At 27.1% G+C, this 25,663-nt stretch carries 25 protein-coding genes; 1 reads left to right on the forward strand and 24 read right to left on the reverse strand.

From position 1 onward, the window contains the following. Positions 1-447, reverse strand: coding sequence for a cyclophilin-like fold protein (locus AVBRAN_RS05160; protein ID WP_214118032.1), 447 nt, complete (start codon positions 445-447; stop codon positions 1-3). Next, on the reverse strand, positions 413-1,576 hold the full coding sequence (locus AVBRAN_RS05165) for an iron-containing alcohol dehydrogenase (protein ID WP_239802636.1): 1,164 nt from the start codon (positions 1,574-1,576) through the stop codon (positions 413-415). Before AVBRAN_RS05165 ends, AVBRAN_RS05160 begins: the two co-directional genes overlap by 35 nt. 111 nt (positions 1,577-1,687) lie before the next feature. Here AVBRAN_RS05165 and AVBRAN_RS05170 point away from each other — a divergent pair, with 111 nt between their 5' ends. Next, positions 1,688-2,551: a LysR family transcriptional regulator gene (locus AVBRAN_RS05170; protein ID WP_239802637.1), complete on the forward strand. Its 864-nt coding sequence runs from the start codon at positions 1,688-1,690 to the stop codon at positions 2,549-2,551. A 30-nt stretch (positions 2,552-2,581) separates the two neighbouring features. Here the strand turns inward: AVBRAN_RS05170 and AVBRAN_RS11035 are convergent, their stop codons facing one another. The 22 genes from AVBRAN_RS11035 to AVBRAN_RS05285 all read right to left on the reverse strand — a co-directional run bounded on the left by AVBRAN_RS11035 (position 2,582) and on the right by AVBRAN_RS05285 (position 25,632). Beyond that, positions 2,582-3,874, reverse strand: coding sequence for a PAS domain-containing methyl-accepting chemotaxis protein (locus tag AVBRAN_RS11035; RefSeq protein WP_214118027.1), 1,293 nt, complete (start codon positions 3,872-3,874; stop codon positions 2,582-2,584). Positions 3,875-4,017: 143 nt separating this feature from the next. Beyond that, on the reverse strand, positions 4,018-5,964 hold the full coding sequence (locus AVBRAN_RS05185; RefSeq protein ID WP_214118019.1) for an HD domain-containing phosphohydrolase: 1,947 nt from the start codon (positions 5,962-5,964) through the stop codon (positions 4,018-4,020). A gap of 1 nt (position 5,965) precedes the next feature. Beyond that, positions 5,966-6,697, reverse strand: a complete 732-nt coding sequence (locus tag AVBRAN_RS05190) for a 3'(2'),5'-bisphosphate nucleotidase CysQ (RefSeq protein ID WP_239802638.1) — start codon at positions 6,695-6,697, stop codon at positions 5,966-5,968. After that, complete coding sequence (locus AVBRAN_RS05195; RefSeq protein ID WP_214118015.1) at positions 6,697-7,131, reverse strand: DUF2147 domain-containing protein; 435 nt, start codon at positions 7,129-7,131, stop codon at positions 6,697-6,699. The genes AVBRAN_RS05190 and AVBRAN_RS05195 overlap by 1 nt, the downstream gene beginning before the upstream one ends. Before the next feature lie 4 nt (positions 7,132-7,135). Continuing rightward, the gene (gene tsaD / locus AVBRAN_RS05200) at positions 7,136-8,146 is read right to left on the reverse strand and encodes a tRNA (adenosine(37)-N6)-threonylcarbamoyltransferase complex transferase subunit TsaD (RefSeq protein WP_239802639.1); all 1,011 of its coding nucleotides are present in this window, start codon (positions 8,144-8,146) and stop codon (positions 7,136-7,138) included. Continuing rightward, positions 8,143-9,531, reverse strand: coding sequence for a class II fumarate hydratase (gene fumC, locus AVBRAN_RS05205; RefSeq protein WP_239802640.1), 1,389 nt, complete (start codon positions 9,529-9,531; stop codon positions 8,143-8,145). Before fumC ends, tsaD begins: the two co-directional genes overlap by 4 nt. A gap of 11 nt (positions 9,532-9,542) precedes the next feature. Continuing rightward, a complete protein-coding gene (locus AVBRAN_RS05210; protein WP_239802641.1) occupies positions 9,543-10,802 on the reverse strand; it encodes a M20/M25/M40 family metallo-hydrolase in 1,260 nt (419 codons plus the stop codon). Between the two features lie 152 nt (positions 10,803-10,954). Further along, complete coding sequence (locus AVBRAN_RS05215) at positions 10,955-12,067, reverse strand: NAD(P)/FAD-dependent oxidoreductase (RefSeq protein ID WP_214118000.1); 1,113 nt, start codon at positions 12,065-12,067, stop codon at positions 10,955-10,957. 11 nt (positions 12,068-12,078) lie between these two features. Continuing rightward, positions 12,079-12,837 (reverse strand): AMIN domain-containing protein, encoded by a 759-nt coding sequence (locus AVBRAN_RS05220; RefSeq protein WP_239802642.1) that lies wholly within the window; start codon positions 12,835-12,837, stop codon positions 12,079-12,081. After that, a complete protein-coding gene (locus AVBRAN_RS05225; RefSeq protein ID WP_239802643.1) occupies positions 12,837-14,087 on the reverse strand; it encodes a coproporphyrinogen III oxidase family protein in 1,251 nt (416 codons plus the stop codon). Before AVBRAN_RS05225 ends, AVBRAN_RS05220 begins: the two co-directional genes overlap by 1 nt. A gap of 71 nt (positions 14,088-14,158) precedes the next feature. After that, entirely contained in the window at positions 14,159-15,133 is a 975-nt protein-coding gene (locus AVBRAN_RS05230; protein WP_214117998.1) for a putative transporter, read from the reverse strand. A 67-nt stretch (positions 15,134-15,200) separates the two neighbouring features. Then, positions 15,201-17,012, reverse strand: a complete 1,812-nt coding sequence (gene mrdA, locus AVBRAN_RS05235) for a penicillin-binding protein 2 (protein WP_214119847.1) — start codon at positions 17,010-17,012, stop codon at positions 15,201-15,203. Positions 17,013-17,463: 451 nt separating this feature from the next. Next, positions 17,464-18,042 carry a ribosome biogenesis GTP-binding protein YihA/YsxC gene (gene yihA / locus AVBRAN_RS05240; protein ID WP_239802644.1) on the reverse strand — a complete coding sequence of 193 codons (579 nt, stop codon included), beginning with the start codon at positions 18,040-18,042 and terminating at the stop codon, positions 17,464-17,466. Next, complete coding sequence (gene lptA, locus AVBRAN_RS05245) at positions 18,039-18,491, reverse strand: lipopolysaccharide transport periplasmic protein LptA (RefSeq protein WP_214117992.1); 453 nt, start codon at positions 18,489-18,491, stop codon at positions 18,039-18,041. Before lptA ends, yihA begins: the two co-directional genes overlap by 4 nt. Next, complete coding sequence (gene lptC / locus AVBRAN_RS05250; RefSeq protein WP_239802645.1) at positions 18,476-18,928, reverse strand: LPS export ABC transporter periplasmic protein LptC; 453 nt, start codon at positions 18,926-18,928, stop codon at positions 18,476-18,478. The genes lptA and lptC overlap by 16 nt, the downstream gene beginning before the upstream one ends. 38 nt (positions 18,929-18,966) lie before the next feature. Next, a complete protein-coding gene (locus AVBRAN_RS05255) occupies positions 18,967-19,443 on the reverse strand; it encodes an HAD-IIIA family hydrolase (protein WP_214117989.1) in 477 nt (158 codons plus the stop codon). Between the two features lie 2 nt (positions 19,444-19,445). Then, positions 19,446-20,201, reverse strand: a complete 756-nt coding sequence (locus AVBRAN_RS05260; RefSeq protein WP_239802646.1) for a septal ring lytic transglycosylase RlpA family protein — start codon at positions 20,199-20,201, stop codon at positions 19,446-19,448. Then, a complete protein-coding gene (locus tag AVBRAN_RS05265) occupies positions 20,198-21,280 on the reverse strand; it encodes a lytic transglycosylase domain-containing protein (RefSeq protein WP_214117987.1) in 1,083 nt (360 codons plus the stop codon). The genes AVBRAN_RS05260 and AVBRAN_RS05265 overlap by 4 nt, the downstream gene beginning before the upstream one ends. Continuing rightward, positions 21,277-22,032: a TatD family hydrolase gene (locus AVBRAN_RS05270; protein WP_214119844.1), complete on the reverse strand. Its 756-nt coding sequence runs from the start codon at positions 22,030-22,032 to the stop codon at positions 21,277-21,279. The genes AVBRAN_RS05265 and AVBRAN_RS05270 overlap by 4 nt, the downstream gene beginning before the upstream one ends. 2 nt (positions 22,033-22,034) lie before the next feature. Beyond that, positions 22,035-23,282, reverse strand: a complete 1,248-nt coding sequence (locus AVBRAN_RS05275) for a response regulator (protein ID WP_214117982.1) — start codon at positions 23,280-23,282, stop codon at positions 22,035-22,037. Beyond that, positions 23,279-24,799 (reverse strand): AAA family ATPase, encoded by a 1,521-nt coding sequence (locus AVBRAN_RS05280; protein ID WP_239802647.1) that lies wholly within the window; start codon positions 24,797-24,799, stop codon positions 23,279-23,281. Before AVBRAN_RS05280 ends, AVBRAN_RS05275 begins: the two co-directional genes overlap by 4 nt. Then, positions 24,796-25,632 carry an NAD(+)/NADH kinase gene (locus tag AVBRAN_RS05285; RefSeq protein WP_239802648.1) on the reverse strand — a complete coding sequence of 279 codons (837 nt, stop codon included), beginning with the start codon at positions 25,630-25,632 and terminating at the stop codon, positions 24,796-24,798. Before AVBRAN_RS05285 ends, AVBRAN_RS05280 begins: the two co-directional genes overlap by 4 nt. Between the last annotated feature and the right edge of the window lie 31 nt (positions 25,633-25,663).

A 25,663-nucleotide genomic window follows, 5' to 3' on the forward strand; every position in this document is an offset into this window, starting at 1 on the left:
TTAATCCTTATTTTTAACATAAAACCTAGCATTAATTTTGCCATTACCTAAAAGCTTTTTTAACTCATCTTTACTAATGCCATAAATTGTTCCTAATTTAGTAAAACTCCAAGAATTATTATCATAATAAATTACTATATTATTAGCATTATATAAAATCAAATCAAGTGCTTTAGCTTGAAAATATTTATCATTAGTAGGAAGATTTTTATCAATTCTTCCTACCTTTTCAAACCCACCATAATCATTCATTAAAACATTCAAATCAGACTTTTGTAATACTTCATAAAGAGCAGTTGATGATGAATTGCTTTCTAATTTTATTCTTAATTCTTGATTATTTATTTCAACATATATTTCATCATTGCTAAATCCATTTAACATACAAAAAGCTCCTAAACCAATAAAAATACTAAAAACTTTTCTTAAGTATATGAATAATTTCATCTTTATTAAGCTCCTTATAACCACCATTTAAAATGAATACATTATTAGCAATATCTTCAATCAAGCTTTCATCTACTAATAAATCTTTTATATTCATACAAAGACCTAGCTCACTCATCCAATCTCTCATAGCAAATAGTCCTAATTTAGCTATTTCTTCATCGCTTTTATTGTCTTTTATACCCCAGACATTAATAGCAAATCTTTTAAATTTCTCAATATTATAAGGCATTATATATTCATAATACGCCAAGCTAATAGCACTTAAAGTAGCTCCGTGCGTTGCATTGGTAAAGCCACCAATTGCCTGACCTATCATATGAACCATCCAATCTCCATTTTTACCACAATGAAGCATAGTATTTAATGCTAGAGTACTTGCCCACATAATATCGCTTCTAGCCTTATAATCATTAGGATTTTTATTTGCAATTTTGCTTGATGAGATTATTGAACGCATAAGCCCTTCTGCTAAATAATCGCTCACATTATCATCTTCTTTTGAAAAGTATTGCTCTAAAATATGATTAAACGCATCATAAATTCCATTTATCATTTGATATTTGCTAAGACTTAAAGTGTATTTAGGATTTAATATAGAAAACTTAGGAAATACTCTTTTATCATTAAAAACTTTTCCTATTTTTTGATGAGTTTTTTCATTTGTAATTACACTACCACCATTCATTTCAGAGCCTGTCCCACACATTGTTAAAATACAACCTAACGAAACTACATCACAATTTGGCTCAAGTTGATTTATAAAATACCTATCCCAATAATCATCGCTTGAGTTTATACTAACTGCTAAAGCTTTTGTATAATCACAAACAGAACCGCCACCTAAAGCTAATAAAAAATCAGCTTTATGCTCTCTTGCTATCTTTACACCTGAGTTTAATTTTTCTAAAGTAGGATTTGGCATAACACCATCAATATATGCTACATTTTTGCCTAATTTATCTAGTATTTTTACAATTTGGTTAAAAATACCATTTTTATGCACCGAGCCGCAACCATAAACCAAAACAATGTTTTTACCATATTTACTTAATTCAAATTCTAAAGATTGCTCTACTTCATCAGTAAAATAAATCTTAGTTGGATTGTGAAAAATAAAATTATTCATAAAAAATCTCCTTGTTTTAAAAGTAAAATAATTTTATTTATTTTTAAAAGAAATATCAAATACTTATAATATATAATTAATTATAAAAATTAATTATTTCTAAGGAATATTATGGAAATTAGAGTTTTAAAATATTTTATAGAATCTGCAAAATTACAAAATATAACTAAAGCAGCTAATAAATTAAATCTTACTCAACCAAATCTATCAAGACAATTAAAAGATTTAGAAACAAAATTAGGGCAAAAACTTTTTATTAGGACAAATTATAAAATCATTCTCACAAAAGAAGGAGAAATGCTTTATAAAAGAGCTTGTGATATTTTAGATTTAGTTGATAAAACCGAGCAAGAATTTAAAAATTTAAAAGATTTTAATGGTGGAGATGTTTATATAGGCTGTGCTGAATCAATTGGAATAGTCAAAATAGCAAGAACTGCTAAAAAGCTACAAAATAAAAATATTAAGTTTCATATATTTAGTGGAAACTATGAAAATGTGGTAAATAAATTACAAAATTCTTTAATAGATTTTGCCGTTGTAGTTCAAGAATTTGATATTAGCAATTTTAGTTATTTAGATTTAAATCATAGTGATACTTGGGGGATTATTATGAAAAATACTTCAAAATACGCTAAGCAAAAAGACATAAGCATAAATGATTTATTTCAAATGCCACTTATAGTATCAAGACAAGGTTTTACGCAAGAAATGCCAAATGTTTTAAGACAAAATCAAGATAAGCTAAATATAGTAGCTACTTATGATTTATTATACAATGCTGCAATTTTTGTTAAAGAAGATATTGGATACGCTTTATCTCTTGATAAATTAATTAATACTAATGATGATTTATGTTTTAAGCCTATAAACCCATTAATTACTTCTAATTTAAGGTTAATTTGGATTGATGATAAATTAAGTGATGTTGCGAGAATTTTTTTAAAAGAATTGCAAAAAGACTTAAAAAACTAATTTGAAATTCCTAAGAATTTCAAATTATATTTATTTATTTTCTTCCATAGCTCTTGCTACTTCTTCTGAACTTTGTTTGATTTTATTCATACATTCATTTGCAGTATTTGCTAACACAACACTATCATTTACTTGAGCTATGCTTTTATTTATACTCTCAACAACATTAGCACTAACATTTCTAATAGAATTAATTGTTAAAGTAATTTCATTAATTGATGTTGCAGTCCTTTCAGCAAGTTTTCTAACCTCATCAGCAACCACAGCAAAACCACGACCATGCTCGCCAGCACGAGCAGCTTCAATAGCAGCATTTAATGCTAATAAATTAGTTTGCTCTGCAATATCTTTAATAGTTTGAATAACAGATACAATCTCATCTGATTGAGTATTTAACGAATTAACCAATTCACTACTTTCATTCATAATTTCTGCTATTTCTTGGACATTTTGCACGGTTTTAGCAATAACTTTACTACCTTCATTTGTGCTTTCATCATTTTTTTGTGCTAACTCGCTTACGATTTTATTTTTATTCAAATCTCTTATTACTTGCTCGCTAACATCACTTGCGAATTTAATTACCTTATAAACCTTACCTTCAACATTATAAACAGGATTGTAACTTGCTTCTAAATATACAGGATTATTATCTTTTGTATATCTTATAAATTGACCTGATTGAAAATGTCCGCTTCTTAAATCTTCCCAAAATTTTCTATAATCACTGCTTTTTACATATTCACTATCACAAAACATAGAATGATGTTTGCCTATAATTTCGCTTTTTCTGTAATTTAATGTATTTAAAAAATTATCATTTGCATCAAGTATTTCCCCGTTTGGAGTGAATTCAATTAAAGCCATAGACTTACTTGCCGCATTAATTGTATTTTTTAAATCCAACAATTCATTTTCGTGTTCTGTAACATCAGCAGCAAACTTAATTACTTTATAAACTTGATTTTGCTCATCTACTATTGGTAAATAATTTGCTTCTAAATAAACTACTTGACCATCTTTTGCAAATCTTTTAAACTGACCACTTTGTGGAATATTTCTTGATAATTCTTGCCAAAAGATTGAATAATCACTTGAATTAACATAATGTTTATCACAAAATATTCTATGATGCTTACCTTTTATCTCTGCTAGTGTATATTTTGTAGCTTTTAAAAAATGCTCATTTGCATCAACAATATTTCCTTTAGTATCAAATTCTATAATCGCCATTTCTTTATAAATAGCTTTTAAAATAGCTTCTTTATCTTTTAACTCGTTAATAATCTTGTCTTGTATTTCTTTATTATTTTTAAAAAACATTAAATTACTCCTAATTTTAAAAAAAGGAGCGATTATAAATAATTTTATTTAAAAAAGTATTAATAGTTTAAATTAAAGCAAATAATTAATCCAAATCAATGAAAAATTAATTTGGATTAATCTAAAAAATCAACAAATTACAATCACATTAAATTATCATCAATATATTTATCAACATATTTTTCTTTTATTGCAAATATTTCTTCTTTACAAGCAAAAAATGCTTCAACCACTTTAGGGTCAAATTGAAAACCTGAATTATCACTAATATATTTGCAAACTTCATCAAGTGGCCAAGCTTTTTTATAACATCTATCACTTGCAAGCGCATCAAAAACATCAGCTAAAGAAACAATTCTTGCATAAATATGAATATCATCACCTTTTTTACCCATTGGATAGCCACCACCTGCATATTTTTCGTGGTGTTCGTGAGCGATGATTGCTGCTGCTTCCATAATTTTGCCTTTAAACCTATGCAACATTTCATATCCTATTTGTGCGTGTTTTTGCATAGTTTTAAATTCTTTTTCATCAAGTCTTCCAGGTTTATTTAAAATAGCATCGGGAATTCCAATCTTACCAATATCGTGAGTTGGAGCACCATAACTAATTAGTGTTACTTCTTCTTCGCTTAATCCCATTTGTCTTGCTATAGCTTCGCTTATTTTACCTACTCTTTTTACATGATTTCCTGTTTCTTCACTTTTGCTCTCAACCATTTCAGCTATTGAATAAATTAAATCTTTTTGAGCGTTTAAAATATCTTCTTGGAATTTCATTCCTTCATAAATCTTACCTGAATAATCAGCTGCAATTCTTAGATAATCTAAATCATCTTTATCAAAATTATTATTAATATCTGTAAGTTTATTTAAAGCTTGGAATACCCCAATAACTTCATGCTCACTATTTAAAATAGGCATAGCTAAAATTGATTTAGTGCTATATTTTGTTCTCTCATCATTTGAGCTATCAAAATACGGATTGCTTTTTGGATTATTTTCTAAAATAGCTTCTTTTGTCTCAATTGCACGACCTACTATTCCTTTACCAAAAGGAACTCTAATCTCACCTACTCCATCAGCGTGTAAGGTATAATATTCTTTTCTTTCATTGTCAATAAACCACACACTACATCTATCAGCTTGAATGTTTTGTTTAACCATTTCGCCTAAGGTATTTAGGTTGGCTTTAGAATCAGAGTTTTTAGAAATTTGAGAAAAGCATTCAAGTATGGTTTCTAGTTTTTGTTCTTGGTCTAAATTATGTCTTTTCAATACATTTATCATATCACTTTGATAATTTGTATTAAATTGCATAAATGAACCATTTTTAATAATCATTCCATAATCTTTTAAGATATTAAATTCTCTTAATTCTTCTTCTATTTTATCTTTAAAGCAATATTTAATGTGGTATACATGGAAAATCACATCATCTCTTACTTGCTCTTGTATTTTTTTTAATAATTTTGGAGTTAAGTGTTTTGAATCTTGTGCTAATTTTTCTAAACTTGAATCAAAACTAACATCAGCAATTACTTGTCTTATATCAGTTCTTTTATTGATTAATTCCACTATATCATCGTGATAATAAGTATCTGAAGTAAAATATATACTATCTTTATCATAGCTTAAAATAAAGCCAAAACTACCTTCAGTATGATAGCTCTTAACTGGCTCTATTGTTATATCATCTATTAATAATTTATCTCCTACATTAATTTCTTTATAAACTATAGCAGGACTTCCATTTGGCAATTTTATCTTTGCAAAATCAGGCCAAATTTTATTGTTAAAAAAATGCTCTTTAAGATTATCTATACTTTCTTTACTAGCATATATACAAATACTATCTTGAAGTTTTAAAAAATAATTATCAACATATAAAGCAATAGCGCAAATATGGTCTAAATGAGTGTGAGAAATAAAAACATGCTTTATAAAATTATCATCAGTTGGTTTTGGTAAAAATCCAGCATCAATTACACCATTTAAACTAAATTGAATGCAAGTTAAATTATCACTTAAATATTTGCTAACCGAAGAACCTTCAAAAACTATTCTATGTGTGTTAAAAATATTCATATTAATCCTTATTAAATACACTTGAAAACGCTATAAAAGGTTTGCAAGAAAAATTGGGCGTATTATAATTCAATTTTTGTTTATCAAGCCCTAACATTAATCCACCACTTTGATTTATTAAAAAATCCCCAGCAGCTAAATCCCAAGAATTGAGCCTTTCGTATCTTAAATATACATCAGCATCACCTTCTAATAAAGCACAAAACTTTAATGCAGAGCCTATATTTAATGCCGAGTATCCGTAGCTAAATGGAATTTTACTATTATTTATATCTTGTTCTTTTCTTAAAGATACCAAAGCTTTATTTGATTCTTTTTTAACTTTATTTAGGATTTCTTGATTTTTATAAACTGGCATATTTTTAGCTGAATAATACAAATTCTTATTGCAAACATCATAAATTACACCTAAAATTGGTCTTGTATCTTCAATCAAACTAATACAAACGCAAAAATTTTTTCTATTTTTTAAATAGTTATTAGTGCCATCAAGTGGGTCAATTAGCCAAAATAAAGATTTTTTTCTTTTTTCATAATCTAAAATCTGTTCTTCAGAACATATATTAATTTTACTTTTTCCTAAAATATCAAATATGATTTCATTAGCTTTTAAATCAGCTGAACTAACTAAAGTTCCATCTGGTTTTGTATTAATTAAAGGGTGTTTTATATCAATTATTTCATCTCCAGCAATTCTTGCTGCTCTTTTAGCAAGAGTTAATAACTCTTGCATTATTTTTCCTTAATCCAAGTCTGACTTCTTCCTATTAAAGAAAATCCAACATATCCTCTTAAAATTAATTTATCATCTTTAAAAGTTGCATTTGCTCTATATAATTTACCACTTTCTGGGTCAATTATGTAACCACTTTTATAAGAATTTTCACCATCTTTTTTTAATTTATAAAGCAATGGCGCACCTACTATTTTCATCTTTCTAGCATCTTCTGCATAAGTAAAATAATCATAAGTTTTTTCACAAGATTTACAAAGTTCATCATCGCCATATTCAAACAATTTAACAACTTTGCCAAATAATTCATTATTTTCTTCATAAATATGCCATCTAGCAGTTTTTTTACCATTTTCATCAATACTTATATAATTACCATAATCCTTAGCTAATAAACTACCTAATAATCCTAAACATAAAAATATTTTTTTCATTAAATTAAAGCCTTTTAAAATTTTTTGATTTTGGGTTTATTATATCATCACTTATATTTACAAAATCTTTATTTTTGTATGCAATAACCCCTGCTCTTGCTATCATTAAAGCATTATCAGAACAATATTTAAGCGGAGCTAATAATAATTGCATATTATTTTTTTTACAAATTTCATCTAATTTAGACCTAAGCAATAAATTAGCACTTGCACCACCAACTACGCCTAATGCTTTATAATTTTTATTATGCAAAACTATGTTTAATTTATTAATTATATGCTTACAAGCAATTCTTTGAAATGCTGCTGCTATATTTGCTTTTTGAGTATCTAAAGTATTATTTGCTATACAATCATTAATAGCTAATCTCACTTGATTTTTAATACCCGAAAATGAATACTCAAGCCTACTTTTACTTGGGATTGGTAAAGAAAACTCATAAGTATTATTGCTTTCATTTTTTGCTAATTCTTCAATAAATACCCCACCAGGATAACCAAGTCCTAGCATTTTTGCAACTTTATCAAAACTTTCTCCAAAACTATCATCACTTGTAGTTGCTATTAAATTTATATCATATTCTTTAGTAATCTCAAGTATCATAGTATGACCGCCACTTACAAGCAAAACTAAAAAATCATTCATTATTTCTTTATCTAAAAATAAAGAACAAATATGACCTTTTAAATGATTTATCGCAATTAATGGTATATTTAAAGCCACACTTAAAGCCTTAGCCATTGCAACTCCACTTTGAAGAGATACTGATAATCCTGGCTCATTAGTAACTGCAATTGCCTTTAATTCGTTTAAAAAAGGCTTGGTTTTAGCTAATATTTTAGGTAAAGCTTCAGTATGTAGCCTTGATGCAAGTTCTGGCACAACTCCACCAAATTCATTATGCTCATCTTGAGATATTTTTTCATAAAATAAACATTCATAAGTATTTACATCAATAACTGCGATGCTTGAATCATCGCAGCTACTTTCTATTGCTAAAAGTAATTCTCTCATTTTGGCTTAATCATATTTGCAGGAACTACAAATTTATCAAAATCTTCTTCACTAACTAAGCCTAATTCTAAGCAAGATTCTTTTAAGCTAATTCCTTTTTTGTGAGCATTTTTTGCAACTTTTGCTGCATTTTCATAGCCAATATGTGGATTTAGTGCAGTTACTAGCATTAAAGAATTATTTAAATTATGAGTAATTTTATCAATATTTGGAGTAATTCCTATAGCACAATTATCATTAAAGCTAATCATACCATCAGCTAATAATCTTAAACTTTGTAAGAAATTATAAATAATCACAGGCTTAAATACATTTAGCTCAAAATTACCTTGAGAAGCTGCAAAACCAATTGCCGCATCATTTCCCATTACTTGAACGCTAAGCATTGTTAAAGCTTCACTTTGAGTAGGATTTACTTTACCTGGCATAATTGAGCTTCCTGGCTCATTTTCAGGAATACTAAGCTCTCCTAAACCACATCTAGGACCACTTGCAAGCCATCTAATATCGTTTGATATTTTCATTAAATTTGCTGCAAGAGCTTTAAATGCTCCGTGTAAAAATACTAAAGCATCGTGACTTGTAAGTCCGTGGAATTTGTTTGGACTACTTATAAATTTAGTGCCTAAAAGTTCGCTTAATTTTGCTGATACTTTTTCACTAAGTTCTGGATGAGCATTAATTCCAGTTCCAACAGCTGTTCCGCCAATTGTTAGCTCTCTTACATCTTCAAGTGCTTTTAAAATATGTCTTTTTGAGCTTTGCAACATATATACATATCCACTAAATTCTTGACCTAAAGTAAGTGGGGTTGCATCTTGCAAGTGAGTTCTTCCGATTTTAATTATATTTTCAAATTCTTTTGCTTTTTTATCTAGTGTTTTTTCTAGAATTTCTAATGCAGGAATTAAAGTCCTTTCAGTTTCTAAAACTGCAACTATATGCATTGCAGTTGGGAATGTGTCATTTGAGCTTTGGCTCATATTTACATGGTCGTTTGGATGGACTATTTTTTCTTTAGTAAAATCCATTCCACTAAGTTTAGTAGCAAGATTTGCTATAACTTCATTTAGGTTCATATTTGTTTGTGTGCCTGAACCTGTTTGCCATATAGCAAGTGGGAATTCATCATTATGTTTATTAGCTAAAATCTCATCACAAGCTTTAACGATTGCATCTTTTTTTACATTGTCTAATTTGCCTAAATCATTATTTACTAAAGCTAAAGACTTCTTAAGATGCGCAAAAGCGTGGATTAATTCTACAGGCATTTTTTCTGTGCCGATTTTGAAATTCTCTAAACTTCTTTGTGTTTGTGCTGCCCACAATTTATCTGCAGGAACTTTAACTTCACCCATTGTATCGTGTTCTATACGAAAACTCATTTTATCTCCTTTTATTTGTAGTTTTTAATTAAATCAAATGTTGTGTTTTTAATAATATCTATTGTGCTAATCTCACATCTTTCATAAATACTATGTGGGCTTAAGATATTTGGACCTATTGAAGCACATAATAATTCATTTTGCTTAGTTTTTAGCACTCCGCACTCAAGCCCTGCGTGAATACTACTCATACTAGCTTTTGGATTATATTTTTGTAAAGAATTAAGCACTGCATAAGTAAAATCATTTGGTATAGGCTCCCAAGGCTCATCTTTAGCAAGTAGTTTTGCTTCGTAATTGTTAAAATGTGCTTTGGTTTTATAAAAGACTTCATCTAAATCTGCTGAATTATCGCTTCTTGCAAATAATTCAAGCTTTAATTCATCATTATTTTGACTAATAATTGCTAGATTTACGCTAGTTTTTACTATATTTAAATCCCTTGAATAAGACCAAACTCCGTGTTTATAACTAGTAATTAGACTTAAAATATCTTCTTGAATTACTTTTTCGCCTTTACTCTCAAGCCTAATTATTTCAATATTTTCACTAGATTTAAGTTCAGTGTCACTATAAAAAATAGCCTTAGCATTTACACTTATACTATTAGTTCTTTCCCCACCACTAAAGCTTACTAATTCAGCATCGTTTTTATATAAAAATAAAGCTAAATCACTAATAGCACTAGGAATGTTTTTAATAATATCAATCCCACTATGACCACCTTTATAGCCTTTAGTATGAGCTTCATATAAATATTTTTTACTAGGGTTTTTATAATTTAGCTTAATATTTACATTCATCATTAAACTCGCCGCACAACCAATTATTACTCTATCTACGCACTCGCTATCAAGATTTAATAAGTGTTTTGAACTAATTTTTAGCTCTAAATTATTTGCACCTATAAGCCCTACTTCTTCATTAGCAGTAAATAAACATTCAAGGTCGCCAAACTCATTCATAGCTTCCATCATAATGGCAATTCCTATACCATTATCAGCACCTAAGGTTGAATTATTTGCTTTAATAAATCCATCACTTTCTATTATATTTATATTAGGTGCATCTCCAACGCAAACCATATCATAATGGCTTTGCAAACATATATTAGGATTTCCCTTTTTGCATAAAATATTTTCAGCCTTATCAACTAATACCTCAAAACCTTTTGATTTTGCATAATTAATTAAAAAATCTTTTAATTTAACTGCATCAAAACTACAATGCGGAATTGCTGCAATTTGTTTAAAGTTTTCTAAAACTCCCATTCTTTCTCCTTATTTTTAAGCAAACATTAGATTTTAAAGTTTAATAAAGAGTAAGATTTGTGTGTAATTTTGTAATTTATTTTAAAGTGTGTAAATTCGTAATATTTTTGTAGAATTTAATTCAAATTCTAAAAAGAATTTGAATTAAAAATTTATAGACCTTTAAATCCAAATAATTTATATTGCCATTTTAATTCTGTGATTTTTTTAAGAACTTTTGCTAAAAATCCACTAAAATCTTTGCCTTGAATACTTGCAACGGCATATTTTTCACTAAGAGAACAAACACTTCCTTGGTCTTTATAAATAAATGTTTCTTTAAATTCTTCATTATTTAACCTAGCACTTAAACTTCTTGCTAAATAATTACCTTGCTTGCAAGCTATTTGAGCTGTTGGAGCAAATGGTCTATCATTATTCATAATTAAAGAACAATCTCCTAAAATATAGCAATTTGAATAATTTGGCGCTTGTAAAAACTCATTAACTAATATTCTATTATTTTTGTTTTCAAATACACTATTTTTAATAACTTCATTTCCCTTAACGCCAGCTGTAAAGATTATATTTTTTGAATCTATATAAGTATCTTCATTGTTTAAATACAATCTATCCCCAACTTTTTTAATAATTTTATGAGATGTTAAAACTTTTACACCTAATTTTTCAAGATAATTTCTTGCTATTTTTGCTAAATCTTTGTTATACATAGGCAAAATCTCATCCATAGCTTCAACTATGCTAATTTTTGCATCAATTCCTTTGCTTTTGCAAACTTGAGCTATAGAAGCACATAATTCAACACCACTAAATCCAGCTCCACAAATTACAATATTTTTATAAATACTTTCAGATTTTTCTAAATTAGAATAAATAATTTCTTTGGTTTTTAAAGCGTCTTCATAAGTTCCGATTTCATAAGCTTCATCAAGCCCTTCTATACCAAAAGTATTTTTATTAGCACCTAAACCTACATAAATCTCATCAAAATCATAATCAGTATTTTTGCAATATAATTTATTTCCTTCAATTTTAATAGCACTATCTTGAATAATTACAATTTCACTAGGAATTATATCTTTTAAAGGAATTTTGATATTTTTTTCACTCTCATTTGCTGCAATTTTATGTAATTCTGTAGTTTTATAATGATATGAATTATTATTAATTAGCAAAAATTCAGCCTTTGTTAAATCTTCCTTGCTTAGACTTTTAATTAAAGATAAATTTGCATATCCAGCACCTAAAAAAATTATTTTTTTCATAACACCCCTTTTTATTGTAATTTAATTAAATATTCTTTAGATTTTTTTTCAATATTATAATTATATATACCATCAAGTTTTATTACAAGACGATAAAAATTTCTATGAACTCCAGTATAAATTTCATCAAAATAATTAGCTTTTATTTCAAATGATTTATTTTTTAAACTTGGATTAATTTTAAAATCCATAACAATTCTATTTGGTTTTTTTAAACTAAATTCCCTAATTAATTCGCTATTTGTTTTAATTGAAATATTTCTTTTGTCTATAACTATTTTAAAATTATTTGATATATCCAATGATAAAGGTGTATATTCTGTGGTTTTACTAATTTTATTTTCTTTATTTTCTTCTTTCTTAACTTCAGTAATTTTAGTAGTATTTTGCTCCACATTAGAATTGTCATCATTAGCATTTTCTTGATTTTTTAATGCAAGTTTTATTTTATCAACTTCTTTTAATTCAGTTTTTGCTTCTTCTTTATCTTGGTTTGTAAGCTCTTGGGCGTCAAGTAGCATATAAACCTTATGCCAATCAAGAGCTTCATTAATATCTAATTCAAATTCTTTCAATGTCCCATCTACATTTGTATAAATAAGTTTCATTTTATTTAAAATTCTAGCATCGCTTGGAACACTAAAAGCTGTTTTTTTAAATTCCTTTATCTCTTCAATAGGACTTGGATTATTGATTTTTACAATAGGCACAAATGGATTTTCTCTAGCAAAAAGCATTGAGCTTATTAGTAAAAATAAATATTTTTTCATTATAAATCCTTTCTAAAATAAGCCCTTACTAAATCCATATTTATATAAAATTCTTTCATCAAGGTAAGTGCTAGATATTTACCAAAAAAAGTATTATTAATAATACCATTATTTATGTTAATTGCTCCAATAGTCTGCATTGCTTTTAGTTTTAGCCCTAAGTGTTTTTCTAAATCACAATTATAATTAGAATTAAAATTATTAATATTCAAATTATCCTTAAAAAACTCTGTTAGAAAAATATAATTAATTCTATCTTCAGGACTAAAATCTATGTGAGCTAATTTTTGATTTTTACCAGCTAAAACCTTAGCTTTATAATCATCTAATTTAAAAGCATTTACTAAAAGCTTATTATTTGTAAAAGAAAAAGCCCCGCTACCAGCACCAATGTATTCGTGATGTGTGCTTACATATTCATCATTAAAACTAGTTCTATCCTTAGAAAAACTCCAAGAGTTATTTTGCTCATAATCACTAAAGTATTCGCAAATTATCTTATAAAATTCATATTCATTATCTTGTTTATCTATGCCTAATTTAGCTGCAATTATTTCTTTAGTAAGATTAGATTTCATCAGTGGATATAAAGTAATTTGTGATGGAGCAATATTTTTAGCTAATTCAATATCTTTTATTAGCATTTGTTTTGTTTGTGATGGAAAATTAAAAATCAAATCAATACTAAAAGTTGGCAAAATCCCATTAGCTAATTCTAATTTTTTTACTAATTCTTTTTGATTTCCAAACTTTTCTAAACGATTAACTTTTCTTAAAATTTCATCATCAAAACTCTGCACCCCACAACTAAGCCTATCAATAAGCCCTTTAAAGTCTTTTAAAGCTTCAGGCTTTATATGATTTGGGTCACTCTCACAAGAAATCTCTTCAATACTAAATAAATCCTTACATAAACTAAGTGTTTTTATAAGTTCTGCTTCATTGATTAAAGTAGTTCCGCCACCAACATAAAGTGTATTAAAATCGTATCCTAAATCCTTAAATTGCTGTAATTCAATTCTTAAAGTTTTAAAATATTCTTTACATAATTCTTCATCATAAGCAAATTTGTGAAAGCTACAATAAGGACAAAAAGTATGGCAAAACGGAACATGAATATATAGCATTACCTTTTTACCATCTTTAGATTTTTCTAAATTAACTTCATTTTTAAAATTAAACTTAGACTTAAGCTCTTTGTTAAGAAAATTGCAAGTATATTTTAAAGCTTGATTTTGTAAAAAATTCATTAATAACCTTTATTAAAAATTAAAAAATGCCATTAGTTTATACAAATAAAATTAATTCAAAATAACATAAATTAAGAATTAATTTTAAAATTAATATGCTCTTCAAATTCTTTTAAACGCTTGTGAATACTTCTTAATTCTGTAATAGTTGTCCAGTTTTTAGTAAGAACACTAAAACTTGAGCGAACACTACTAAAAGCATTATTGATTTGAACTAAAACACCTAGGGCAATTATTCCTAAGAATAAATTTTGCCCTACTATCAAATAAGCAAAAATCACCATAAATTGCTCATATAAATATAGCCAAACATCAAAATATCCATAGTGCAAAAACAATCTTTTGTAATTAAACTTAAGCCCTGTAAAAAGCTCAAACATTTGCTCTGGTAATGCGTGATTGGTTCTATCATTTTCTGCATAAACCAACTCTTTTCTAAAAGCAGCTTCGGCTTTTTGATTGTTATATTCAAGATTAGGAAGTTTAATTCCAACAAACCAAGATATAATAAGACCACCAACGCTTGTTAATAAAGCCCACATAATTAAACCTGATTGAAAATTAAAAATAGGCAAAACTAAATTAGCCCCTAAAGTATATAAAATAGGCAAAAAGGCAATCAAGGTCATAAAAGCCTTTATAATATCAACACCCAAGCTCTCAACGATTTTTGCAAATCTATATATATCTTCTTGAATACGCTGTGATGAGCCTTCTATATAATCATTATTCTTACGCCAAGCCTTAAGATAAGCAAATGTAATAGCTTCTCTCCAAGCAAAAGCAAAATGCCTAGAAAAAAACGCTGTTAATGTAGCTATTAAAATATAAGGTAAAGCTATAAATAAAAAATCACTCAAGCCACTTAAAAACTGCTCGTAAGTGCTATTTTGTGGTGCTGCTTGTAAGAGATTATAAAAATCTTTATACCAATTATTGATTTGTACATTAAGTAAGGTTTGAGAAAAAATTGCAAGTAAAATAAGCAAACTCCCGCCCCAAGACCATAAAAACCATTTTTTAGATAAATAAAATGCTCTAAACATATAAATCCTTGCAAAAAAATAGGCTAATCATAATAATTTATCTTTAATACATTTAGAATTTGAAATATCATTTATGTTTTTTAAATCCCTTTTGATATTGCTCATCAATATAGCCTAATTCTAATAATTTATTAAATATTTTTGCAACAATTGGCCCAGAAGTAGCACCTCCGTGCATTCCATGCTCAACTAGAACAACCACGGCATATTTTGGCTCTTCATAAGGTCCATAAGCATTCATCCAAGCGTGGCTTCTTGTATAATATTCCATATTTTCTTCTTTCATACGCTTTTTTTCACTTTGAGAAATCCCTACAACTTGCGCTGTGCCTGTTTTGGCTGCTAATGTGATTTTACTCTCCAATAAAGGTTTATATCCTGTGCCTTTAGGTGTATTTGCTACATCATACATAGCTGCTCTAATATATTTTAAATCTTGTTGTTCGCTTTGAGTAAAAATATCTTTTTTAACAATTTCAACTTTTTCTTTATTTATTTCATCTACAAAATGTGGCTTTATTTCATATCCACTAGCTAATTTTGCTGTATAGACTGCTACTTGCATTGGAGTTGCTAGGAAATTACCTTGCCCTATGCTAGTAATTAAAGTTTCACCTTGATACCAAGGCTGATTATATCTTGAACTTTTCCATACTTTATTTGGTAATATACCAACACTCTCAAGTGGTAAATCAATATCTGTTTTTCTACCAAATCCAAGCTTATATAAACTTGCACTTATATCAGCTATTCCAACTTTTAAACTGCCTTTATAAAAATAATCATCACAACTTGACCTAATAGCAGTTCTTAAATCCATAACCCCATGCCCATATACATTATGGCATCTAAATTTTCTACCACCAAAATCAAAAGAACCAGAACAAGTAAAAGTAGTATTTGTATCTATTTTACCACTTTGTAAAAACGATAAGCCTACGCCCATTTTGACAACCGAACCTGGTGGATAACGACCATTTATAATCTTATTTGTAAATGGGTGGTCTAAATCTTGTATCATCATATCCCATTCGTTTTGTGAAATTCCAGTAACAAAAGGATTTAAATCATACTCTGGATAAGAACCTGCTGCAACAATTGAGCCATCTTCAATATTTAAAACAACTGCTGAACCACTAATATTTTTAAATAATTCATCTAAGTATTGCTGCATTCTTATATCAATAGTGAGTTTTATGTCATTTTCCATAATTGGTTTTTTAAACTCAATTTCTTCTACTTCTTGATTGATGGAATTTACTTTTGTAACTTTTTTACCAGGCGTGCCTTGTAATATATCATCATAATATTTTTCTATGCCTGTTTTTCCAATTTTTTTTGTAACTTTTACAACATCATTATTTACCATATCTTCAGCATTTGCCCTTGCCACATAGCCTATTATATGACTTGCTAAAGAATTAAATGGATATAGTCTTTTAACACTTGGTTTTATTAATATATTATCATCTAAATTCAGCTCAAAATAACAAGGATTTATCTTCTCATACTCTATAAAATCTATAATTTCTATTTCATCTTGATTGTAATAGCTATTTTCTCTTTTATATATTTTAATAATTTTATCAATATCTAAATCACTAAAGCATTTTAGAATTTTATTAGTTGTTACATCTAATAAATTACTACTTAAATGTGGTTTTAAAGATATTGAAAATCCGAGCTGATTAACAGCTAATGGGGTATTATTTCTATCTAATATTATCCCTCTAATAGGCGGAATTAATTCTTCTTTGGTTGAATTCTTTTGTGCTAGTTCTTCATAATAATCATTGCTATAAATACTAAGCCAATATACCCTAGAAAGTAGCATTATAAAAAATGACAATATTACAAAAATTACAAATTTTAATCTCACACAATACCTCTAAACAAAATAATTGATAATAAAGATTCAAGGCATATATAATAAATAAAAATATTGCTTAATTTAAGCACTTCTAGTTCAAATAAATAAGAAAATAATAAATTTAAAAATATATCTATAAAATATACAAATATTATAAAAATAATTATCAAAATATCTCTATTTTTAAGTTTGTAAATCAACTTATCATAAAAATAATAAAAAAATATTAAAAACGCTATTGTAGTGCTAAACAGCACTAATCCGTGGGTTATTTCAATAAGACATAGATATAAAATAATAAGCAAGCTAGTTTTATCAAAACCACTTTTTTTAAAATGTATAATCAAAAATACAAAAAAAACCCCGAGTAAAGGTGGTAAAAAAAATGTAATAGAGCATAGTAATTGGTAAAAAAATAAAACAAATATTGTTATATAATAGCTTAACCCAACTCGTTCTTTCATTTAATAAACCCATATATTTTTTCCTGCAATTTATCTATACCTTTTTTACTAGCACTTGATACATAAATTGCATCTTTATATTTTGATTTTAGTTTTGAAAATTCACTCTGATTTAATTTATCAATTTTTGTAAAAACCTTTATATAAATTTGATTTTCATTCATAAAATCTTGTAAATATTCATAAACACCTTCATCTATATCTAAATCATCGTGTCTTGAGTCTATTAAATGAATAAAGCATTTTATTTCTTTTCTTTTTTGTAAAAATTCATTTAAATTCTTGTTCCAAGCAGCTTTTTTATCCTTAGAAACCCTTGCATATCCAAAACCTGGTAAATCTATTAAAATCAATTTGTTTTTATCCGCAAATGTAACTTCAAAAAAATTAATTAATTGAGTTTTGCCTGGAGTTGAAGATGATTTTGCAAGACCTTTGTGATTTGCTAAAGCATTTATTAAAGAGCTTTTACCTACATTAGAACGACCTAAAAAAGCAATTTCACCTAAATTATATTCTTGTGTTTGAAAATATTTTTCACAAGATATTAAAAATTTTGCACTTACTATATTCATTTTGCTATCTCAAAAATTAATTTAACTGGCTTATTAGCTTTATCGCTTTTTACTTTATATGTTCCATCATTTTGGTTTATATAAATATAATCTGCTGATAATTCTTTGTTATTTTCTGTAATTTTAACATTCCCTATAAGCTCATAAGTATTTTTATTTACATCATAAACAATCTTATCTGCTTTACCTTTGAAATTATCTTTATTTAAACTTATAGAAAAACTTGTTACATATTGTGCTTCATAGCTAGCAATTTTATTATCCTTATTTGTTCTTATTGTCAATATTTGACAATTTAAATAATCTTTACCTTGCCTTATACTAACATCTTTGCTAAATACCCCAGTTTGATTATCTTTATTACCTTCAAAAATTTTTGCATTAATCTCAATTTTTTCAGCATATAAACTACATAACGATAATAATAAAATAACTATTTTTCTATACATAAATCAACCTCTTTTAATAATAAATCTGAAGAATTTAAATTATAACTAAAAGAATTAGCATTAATTAAACTATTATTATAGGTTACTTTAGTTTTACTCAAAGAGCTTAAGATTTTTTCATTTATTGAATAATTTAATACATCGCTTTCAAGCTTAATTAGATTATCTTTATATTTGACATCGCCATTTAATACTATAATATTATTTTCTTTAGTTGCTTTATTGCTACTTAAATGCTTTTCTAAATCATTTATACTTAAATTAATCAAATTATCTTGATTATTTATTTTGTAATATTGCTTAGCATAAGCTATTTTTTCAAGCTTATTACTAAGCTCATAACCAATAATGTCATTAGCTTCAAGGCTTTTAAAATCAAGTTGATAATTCATCTTATCAATATCATAAGGCTTTTGTATTATTATAAAAAAAAGCATAGATAGCATAGAAACTAAAATAATATTAAAAGTTTTTATTAACACTTAATCCACTGCTTTAATTGATTATTTTCTTTTACAATAATTTCAAGCATTTCATGCACACAACCATATCCACCTTTTGTATTTAAAATTCTTCCAAAAATTTTTGCCCCATCTTTAGGAATAAAAGGTAGCTTAACAGATTTTAAAAGGTCTAAATCGTTATAATAGTCCCCTATTGCAGCAACTTCATCAAAAGTAATATTTAAATCTTTCAGTAGTGTTTTAGCACAACTTAGCTTATCTTTAATACCACAATATACATATTCAATGCCTAAATCTCTTGCCCTATTTAAAACAACTTCAGAACTTCTTCCTGTAATAATTGCAAATTTTATACCCAATTCTTTAGCTTTTAAAATAGCAGCTCCATCTTTTACATTAAATTCTTTAATCAAATCAGCATTAGGAGAATAAATAATTTTACCATCACTTAAACATCCATCAATATCTAAAATAACTAATTTAATCATTCTTACTCCCTAAATATAAATGAACCTAGAAAATTAGCTAAATTTATAAAATCCTTTGCTTCTTCTTCACTTCTAAAGCCTTTTAAAAATACTCTATAAAATCCATCGCTAGAATTTAATACTTTGCTTGTATAACCTTTATAATTTGCATATCTTTTTGCTAAATTATAAGCATTTGCAGAGCTTTTAAACGCTCCTATTTGTATCATAAAATCTCCACCCATAATACTATTTACACTATTTTGAATGTTGGAATTTATATTAGATATTTGAGGTTTAATATTGTCTTGATTAAAACCTAATATAGTTAATTTTACCCTTGCAGTGCCTTTTTTAGTCATATCTATTTCATGTGCTGCACGATTTGATAAATCAATAATTCTTCCAGCAACAAATGGCCCTCTATCATTAACTCTTACTACAACACTTTTTCCATTTTCTAAATTATCAACTCTAACCATTGTATTCATAGGTAAAGTTTTATGAGCTGCTGTCATAGAATTTGTATTAAAAGTTTCTCCATTTGAAGTCTTTTTACCATGAAAACCTGGACCATACCAACTAGCAATGCCAGTTTCAGTATCTCCAATATCAACCTTACTTGGATAATAAGTCTTACCATTTATTGTATAAGGTCTCATTGTAGCTGGAGTATTTGGTTTAGCTACTCCATAATTATAATTTTGGTTTAAGCTACTTGTAGTTGAACAAGCAGCAAATAAAAATAAAAAACTAGCGAAAACTAAATATTTTTTCAATTTTTAGCCTCCTTACTATCATCATATACTAATACAGGAATTAATAAGGTTTGATTAATTCCAATTCTATCATCTTTTAAATTATTATAAGCTCTTAAAGCATTTGTAGAAACACCATTTTTCTTAGCTATTGCATATATTGTATCACCTTGTTTTACCCTATAGCTTATTACATTTTTTACATTATTTTTAGCATACTTAATAGGATTTGAGTTATCTTTATAAGCTGCTATCTTTTCTATTGGTAAATAAGCATAATAATTATAAGGTGGTGCAAAATCGCCTTTAAATTGTGGGTTTAAATCTTTAAATTCACTTAAGCTAATCCCAGCTTTTCTAGCAATTGATGATAAACTCTCTTTTGGTTTTACATCAACTTTACCTATATTAAGTGCCATAACTTGATTTAATAAATAAATATCACCATACTTAGCAATATCATTTTCTGCTATTAAACTAGTGCTTAAAATCTTTTTGAAAAATCTTCTTGTTTCTTTAGGCAAATATTTTTGGTCTTCATCTAATAATACACTTAATTCATCACTACCTGCATTTTTAATAGCTTTTCTAACACAGCCATTTCCACAATTGTAAGCAAAAATAGCTAAATACCATTTACCAAATTCATCTTTTAGCCTATGCAAATATTTTGCAGCAGCAACGCTAGCAGCTACAACATCTTTTCTTTCATCAATAAATTTGTCAATTTTTAGACCAAAATTCTTAGCAGTAGGTTCCATAAATTGCCAAACACCTGTAGCTTTTACTCCAGATTTAGCATCTGTTTTAAAATTACTCTCAACCATAGCAAGATATAAAAAAACATCAGGAACACCTTCTTTTTTTAAAATTGCTTTAATAATTGGAATATTCATATTAGCTTCATTCAATACTTTTGTAAAATAAAGCACTTCTCTTTCACTCATATCGTAAAAAATTTCCATAAAAGATTGGTCTTGTAAATATCTTAAATCTACATCAATACTTTTTAAGATTTTTTCTTGTTTATCGTATTTATCTACTGAAAAATTCGCATATAAACAAATACTTGTAACTATTAATAATATAAATTTTTTCAAATTAATCCTTTAAATAATTTTTTTGCGTTATTTGTTGTAAGTTCTTCTATCTCCTCAATTGATTTATTTAGTATTTCTGCCATTTTTTGTGCAACTAATTTGCAATATTTTGGCTCATTTAAAGTCCCCCTGTGTGGATGCGGGGTAAGATAAGGTGAATCAGTTTCTATAAGTAATCTATCTGTTTTGATTTTAGGTAAGATTTCAACTAAGTTTTTTGCATTTTTAAATGTAAGCACTCCTCCAATTCCATAATAAAATCTATCGCTTAATTCCAATAGAATTGGACTTGCATTAAAACAATGTAATACTCCAAAAGCTTCTTTATAAGCCTTTAATATTTCTAAAGAATCAGCATTTGCGTCTCTTATATGTATTATTAATGGTAGTTTTCTTTCAATTGATAGTTCAATCTGTTTTTTGAATACTTCTTTTTGTAGCTTTTTTTCTTCTTCGCTAGGATTTTTATAATAATCTAAACCACATTCTCCTATTGCAACACATTTACTATCTTCTAAAAAACTCTTTAAGTAGTCTAAATCAAAATCTTGTATATCATAAGGATGAACTCCAGCAGCAAAATATACATTATCATATTTATGTGAAATATCACGAGCTTTTTGTAATGTTTTTATATCAGCACCTGGAATAATATGAAGTTTTACTTCTTCATTGCTAGCATTAAGCAAAACTTCATCTAAGATATCATCATATCTTTCATCATCTAAATGCGTATGAGTATCAATTATCACTATTATTCGCCTTCATAAACTTCAACTCTATCACGACCATTTCTTTTAGCGTCGTATAAAGCTTCATCAGCTTTTTTAATCATTTCTTCTATTTCTGATTTTTTAGAGCCTACTGCAACTCCTATTGAAGCTGTGAAATTAATTGGTTTATCAAGATACATAGCAGGAGTTGATTTAATTGCACTTCTAATTTTCACTGCCATTTTAATAGCGTCTTCTTTCTTAATATTTTTAATTAATAAACAAAATTCTTCGCCACCAAATCTAGCAACCATATCCCCACCCTTAACTTGTTCAAGTAGAGTTTGACCACATTGAACAATAACGCTATCTCCTGCAGCATGACCTAGTGTATCGTTAATGTTTTTAAATTTATCTATATCTATCATTAATACAGCAAAATCAACATCATCATTGATTTTTGAATAATATTCTTTGCTAGCCTCAAAAAAGCTTTTTCTATTATTTAATTTTGTTAAAAAGTCCTTTTCAGCACTTTCTTTTAGTTGTTCTGAATAATAAATTAAATCTATACTATTATTAATCCTACAAATAATATTCTCTCTTGAAAATGGCTTTTGAATAAAATCATTTGCTCCGGTTTTTAGCATTCTAGCACCAACATCATCACTTCCGTGAGCTGTTAAAACTATTATTCCTAATTGATTTTTATTATAAGATTTTCTAACTTCTTTTATAAGTTCTTCACCAGAAACTGCTGGCATTTCTTTGTCTGTTAAAATAAGTTTTACATCAGGGTGTTGTTCTAAATATCCTAATGCTTCAGCTCCATGAGCTGCTGGGAAAACTTGGAATTTGTAAGCTTGCAAAATATTTTTAATAATATTTCTCATAGCCATTGAATCTTCAGCCACTATAATTTTTGTATTTTCGTTTCTTTGTAAGCGTTCAATAATATCTATTATATAATCAACACATTCGCTACCTTCTTTTAGCACATAATCAACAATGTCTTTATCCATAAAACTTTTTCTTGTAGCGTCATCATCAAGTCCAGTTAGAATAATACTTGGAATTTTCTTAGATAGAGCATAATCAACAACTTGACCATGCATAGCATCAGGCAAACATAAATCAAGTAATGCAGCAAAATACTGATTATTATCTAGCAACTCTTTAGCCTCTGCAAAATCATAAGCTACATCAAATTCGCAATTTAATGCGCCACTAACTTTTTTTGCTATTGCTTTAGCTAACATCTTATTGTCATCTACTAATAGTAATTTCATTCTTTTCCTTCTAATATGGTTTTTGCAAAATCTAAGGCTGATTGGCTGATATTCTCATCACTAATCATTCTTGCAAGTTCATTTGCTACTTCATCTTTTCTAAGCTCTCTTGCAAAGCTTTTATTGTTTTCTTTACTTACTAAAAAATGCTGATTTGCTTTTGCACAAATCCAAGGCATATGAGTTATTACAAATATTTGATAATGCTTACTCAATTTACTAATTACATTTGCAATACTAATGGCCTCTTTTCCGCTTAAATTAGCATCTATCTCATCTAAAAATATATAACCATTCGCATAATCAATAAAATCAGCAAAACTAGCCAAAAATGCAAGTCTTAATCTATTTAACTCGCCCGAGCTAATCTCTTTAAAACCTGCTTTATTTAGACTTATTTCAAATCTATCTATGCCGTTAATTCCTAGTTCAAATTCCACTAACCTAAGAGCAATTTTGTCTAAGTATAACAAATTTAGATAATCATTAATTTTACACTCAAGTTCATTAAGGTAAATTAATCTTATTTTTGATATAGCTTTCGCATCGCTTATAAGCTTATTTTTTAGAGTTTTAAGCTCTTTTTCAATATTGTCTTTTTCGTAATCAATATTTTCATAAATATTTAATTCTTTTTCTTTATCTTTTAGTATATTTAACGCATCTTCAACGCTTCCATAACGCTTTACTAGATAATGCAGCTTTTCTAGTCTATTTAAAATCTCTTCAATATCTAACTCACTACTATCATTATTTAAATCATTATAAATATCATTTAATTCATTCATAGCACTTACAAAAAATTCACTATCAATATTAGCTAACCTTAAAAGCTCTAAAACACTGCTCTCATAGGCAAAAATGCCTTCTGATTTTCTTAAAGCTTGTTCTATTTTATCTCTTTTTGAAAGCTTGGTTTTAATATCTAATAATTTTTCATATTCGCCTATTTTTGGATTTATATCTTTAATTTTTTTAATTTCTAAGCTTAATAATTCTTTTAAATCATTGATTTTATTTTCATCTTCACATAATTTTTTGTATTCTTTTTCTAATTCATCTAATTTTTTAAAATTATTTTTATATTCATTTAAAGTATTTTCATAATTTTGCTCTTTTTTAATTATAATTAAATCTAGCATTTTTAACAAATAATTTGGCTCAAAATCATCATAATTTTTAGCCGATAAATAGCGAATATTACTAGCATTTAGCTCACTCATAATCTTTTTTGAAACTGCTTGATTGTTTATAAAATATCTAGTAACTTTATCCTTTTTAACCCTAAAAACATTTGGATTAGAATTTTCTATACTTTCATCATTTATCTTATCATCTATGCTAATTTCTAAAAGACTTGCACTGCTTTCAAAAATTCCAAAAGCTGCTAATATGCTTTTAAAAATCACTGATTTTCCAGCTCCACTAGAACCTGTAAAAACTATAAGACCATTTTTAAATTCTAAGTTAAGTTCATCAAAAGTTATATTATTTGTAAAATATAATCTTTCTATCATCTTACTTCTCCCCAATTAAGCTTTTCATTTAAAACCCTAAAATAAGAGCTATTTTTACGCCTAATAATATTTGCTCTTACATTACTAAGCCCTATTCTAACGCTTTTAAATTCATCTTTATTAAATACTTCTTGCCCATCTATACTTAAAGTGCAATTTGCACTTATAATATCAATAAAAAAACTTTTAGGTAATACTATTGGTCTTTGAGTAAGCGAATGAGAACAAATTGGAGTTAGCATAAAAACACGGCTTAATGGATAAATAATTGAGCCGCCTGCACTAAGATTATAAGCAGTTGAGCCTGAAGGAGTGGAGATTATAAGCCCATCGGCATTATAGTTATTAAAAATATCTCCTTTAAAACTCGTTTTTATATCCGCTAATAATAAATGATTTGCTCTATTAAATACTGCGTCATTAAAAGCATATTTTTGTAAGATTTTGCCATTATTTAGCTTTATTTGAACACTTAGTAAAAATGGTCGCTCAAGTTTATATGAACCATTTAAAAAATCGCTAATTCCTGATTCAAATTCTTTGATTTGAAACTCTGTTAAAAAGCCTAAATTACCAGCATTAACTCCAAATACAGGAATATTAGAATTTGCTAGATATCTACAAGCTGAAATTATATTTCCATCTCCACCTAAGGATATTAATAATCCCACATTTTCTAAATCAAATTCTATTTCGTTTTTTCTATCATTTATATATATTAAATATTCAATATTTTTACTATTAAGATAATTTTTTATATTATTTAATTCCAAACTATCTTCTAAACCTAATTTGCAAAATATAATTATTTTTTTAATTTCTTTATTTTTCATAATCTTTTCTTATTCTTTTTATTATAAATTT

The sequence above is a fragment of the Campylobacter sp. RM12651 genome, assembly GCF_022369475.1.
Lineage (GTDB): Bacteria > Campylobacterota > Campylobacteria > Campylobacterales > Campylobacteraceae > Campylobacter_E.